Genomic DNA, 3,163 nt, shown 5'->3' with positions numbered 1-3,163 from the left:
GGTGTGGGCTTCGACGCGGGTGAGCAGCGTTTCCAGCGCGGCATCGTCGAGGCGGTGCAGCACCAGAACCTGGGCGCGGGAGAGCAACGCGCCGTTGAGCTCGAACGACGGGTTTTCGGTCGTGGCGCCGACCAGGATGACGGTGCCGTCTTCCACCACCGGCAGGAACGAATCCTGCTGGCTGCGGTTGAAGCGATGGATTTCGTCGATGAACAGCAGCGTACCCTGACCGATGCGGCGGCGCTGGCGGGCGGCGTCGAAGGTCTTCTTCAGATCGGCGACGCCGGAAAAGACCGCCGACAACTGCTCGAAATGGAGATTGAACGCGGTGGACAACAGCCGCGAAATGGTCGTCTTGCCGGTGCCGGGCGGTCCCCAGAAGATGATCGAATGGGCGCGCCCCTGCGCCACCATGCGGCCGATCGGCCCTTCGGGACCGATGATGTGGTCCTGACCCACCACCTCGGCCAGCGATGTCGGCCGCATCCGGTCGGCCAGCGGCCGCGGCGCACCGTCATCGAGACCGGCAGATTGGAACAGATCGGACATCGGGGGAGTATAGAGCGAATGCGGGCGGCGGCTCAAACGAAGGCGCCCATATCGATAAGTTTTCTGCCCCCGCGGGCGCAATACGCTCGCGCACGCACGTAGACCGTGGGGGAAGTCCGGCGAAGCCCGAAAGGGGGCTTACATCAGCACGAGCCCCCTTCGGTGCTTCGCACCACTTCCCCCGCGGTCACTGTGCCGGTGGAGAAAGCGTGCCGCCCGCGGGGGCAGAAAACTACCCATCCACCCTCAGGCTCATGCGGTGGCCGGCGCGGTCGATGACGAGGTCCCAGTGGCGGGTGTTGTCGAGCAGGCCCTTCAGAGAGCCGACATCGTTGACAGCGCGGCCATTGATCGAGCGCACGATGTCGCCGGGCTGGAAACCGTATTGCGCCGCGAAGCTGCCGCCGGCCGAACGGATCACCACCCCCTTGGTGAACAGGTTCATCTGCAGGTCGAGCGCCACCGCCGGCGACAGGTTTTCCACCCGCGCGCCGGTAAGAGGATTGCGCCCGCCGATGGTGGTGGTGTCGCGGCGCGGGTTTTCCGGCGGCAGCGCCAGCTTGACGCTCGCCTCGCGCCAGTGCCCGTCGAAAAACACCTTGGTCTTGGCGACCTCGCCGGGCTTGTGGGTGGCGACGTGGTAATTGAGGCCCTGCATGTCTTCGATGTCAGCACCGTCTACCGCCACCACGACGTCGCCGGTATGCAGTCCCGCTTGCGCCGCCGGGCCGCCAGGATAGATCGTCTTCAACAGCACGCCCTGCGGCCGGCCGAGTTTCATCGCGTTGGCGATCTCGTTCGTCACCGGTTGGCCGTCGGCGCCGAACCAGGGAAAGCGCACGCCGCCCGAGGTGGCGCCTTCCACGACGCGGCGCGCCAGGTTGGAGGGAATGGCAAAACCGATGCCGACATTGCCGCCCGAGGGCGACACGATCGCGGTGTTGATGCCGGCGAGCTTGCCGTCGGTCGTCACCAGCGCACCGCCGGAATTGCCCGGATTGATGGCGGCGTCGGTCTGGATGAAGAACTGGTAGTTGGAGGCGTCGGAATTGGCCCGCGCCAGCGCCGACACGATGCCCATCGTCACCGTCTGGCCGACACCGAACGGATCGCCGATCGCGAGCACGACGTCGCCGACCGCAAGCGAATCCGAATTGCCGAACTCAACCGTCGGCAGTTTTTCGCCGTGTGTGTCGATCTTCAGAACCGCGAGATCGGTGCGCGGATCGGCGAGCTGCACCTTGGCCTTGAACTCGCGCTTGTCCGACAGCGACACGACGATGTCCTGACCACCCTGGACGACGTGGTTGTTGGTCAGGATGAGGCCGTCGGCGCGCACGATCACGCCGGAACCGAGCGACTGCTGCACCCGGCGCTGCTGCTGCGGGTTGAGCCCAAAAAAGCGCTGGAAGAAGGGATCGTTGAAGAACGGATTGATCGGCGACTGCACGACGCTGCGGGCATAGACGTTGACTACCGCCGGCGCGACGCGCTTGACCGTCGGCGAAAAGGTGAGCTGCACCTGCCCCATGCTGCGCGGCACTTCGCGCGGCGAAGCCATCGGCGTGGCGGCCGGCTTCGGCGGCGCCGCAGCCGCACTGATGCCCAGAAGTGCCGCCCCAAGGAGCGCGACGACCAATCCGCTGCGATGCATTTGTACTGCCTCCATCAGCCGCGACAGGATCGTCCCCTATCCGCCACGGCCTCGCTGCCGCGATTATCGCTCACGCCGCGGCGCCCGCCAAATTACGCTAATGAAAGCGTGTTGCCCGAATTCAACGATTGCGGCCTTTGTTGGCGCAAACGACAAAGGGCGCTCCGTCGCCGGAACGCCCTCGCCTGAATTTCGCGGAACCGCGCGAATTACGCTTCGGGTTCTTCGTCCGCAACCACGACCGGACCGGAATCCTTGCCCTTGGCTTCGACGTCGCGATCGATGAACTCGATCACCGCCAGGGGGGCGTTGTCGCCGTGCCGGAAACCGGCCTTGAGGACGCGGGTGTAGCCGCCCGGACGGCCGGCATACCGCGGGCCGAGGACGTCAAACAGCTTCTTGACCTGATCGGCGTCGCGCACCGTCGAGATCGCCAGACGGCGAGCATGCAGGTCGTTGCGGCGCGACAGGGTCACCAGCTTCTCGACCAGCGGGCGAATCTCCTTCGCCTTGGGCAACGTGGTGGTGATCTGCTCATGCTTGATGAGCGCAGCCATCATGTTCGCGAACATGGCGGTACGATGGGACGCCGTGACGTTGAGCTTCCGTCCGGAATTGCGATGGCGCATTTTCTTCTACCCTCAAGAAACAAACCGCCCTCGCCCCGTTGCGAGGCGAGAGCGAATAACGATTAGTACTGGTCCTCGTACCGCTTGGCGAGGTCTTCGATATTTTCCGGCGGCCAGCCCGGCACTTCCATGCCGAGATGCAGGCCCATTTCGGCCAGCACCGCCTTGATCTCGTTCAGAGACTTGCGGCCGAAGTTCGGTGTACGGAGCATTTCCGCTTCCGTCTTCTGGATGAGGTCGCCGATGTAGACGATGTTGTCGTTCTTGAGGCAATTCGCCGAACGCACCGACAGCTCGAGCTCGTCGACCTTCTTGAGAAGGACCGGATTGA

General features: G+C 64.7%; 4 protein-coding genes. All 4 read right to left on the bottom strand.

The genetic code is table 11. The annotated features are described in order from the left end of the window. Positions 1 to 549: AAA family ATPase (locus AC1P6P_RS03295; RefSeq protein WP_481401010.1), on the bottom strand; the 549-nt coding region annotated here is incomplete at its 3' end. 232 nt (positions 550 to 781) lie between these two features. Further along, positions 782 to 2,203, bottom strand: a complete 1,422-nt coding sequence (locus AC1P6P_RS03290) for a Do family serine endopeptidase (protein ID WP_481401009.1) — start codon at positions 2,201 to 2,203, stop codon at positions 782 to 784. 209 nt (positions 2,204 to 2,412) lie between these two features. Beyond that, entirely contained in the window at positions 2,413 to 2,832 is a 420-nt protein-coding gene (gene rplQ, locus AC1P6P_RS03285; RefSeq protein ID WP_481401008.1) for a 50S ribosomal protein L17, read from the bottom strand. Between the two features lie 62 nt (positions 2,833 to 2,894). After that, positions 2,895 to 3,163 (bottom strand): DNA-directed RNA polymerase subunit alpha C-terminal domain-containing protein (locus tag AC1P6P_RS03280; RefSeq protein WP_481401007.1); only part of this gene is annotated, 269 nt, incomplete at its 5' end.

The organism is Rhizomicrobium sp., from assembly GCF_056722145.1.
Note: the sequence above shows the minus strand (reverse complement) of the source record. Positions and strands in the feature narration are given on the sequence as shown.

What these genes read in the sequence shown, in the direction of transcription:
- rplQ (WP_481401008.1), bottom strand. Translation starts at nt 2,832, where the DNA reads ATGCGCCATCGCAATTCCGGACGGAAGCTCAACGTCACGGCGTCCCAT.
- AC1P6P_RS03290 (WP_481401009.1), bottom strand. Translation starts at nt 2,203, where the DNA reads ATGCATCGCAGCGGATTGGTCGTCGCGCTCCTTGGGGCGGCACTTCTG.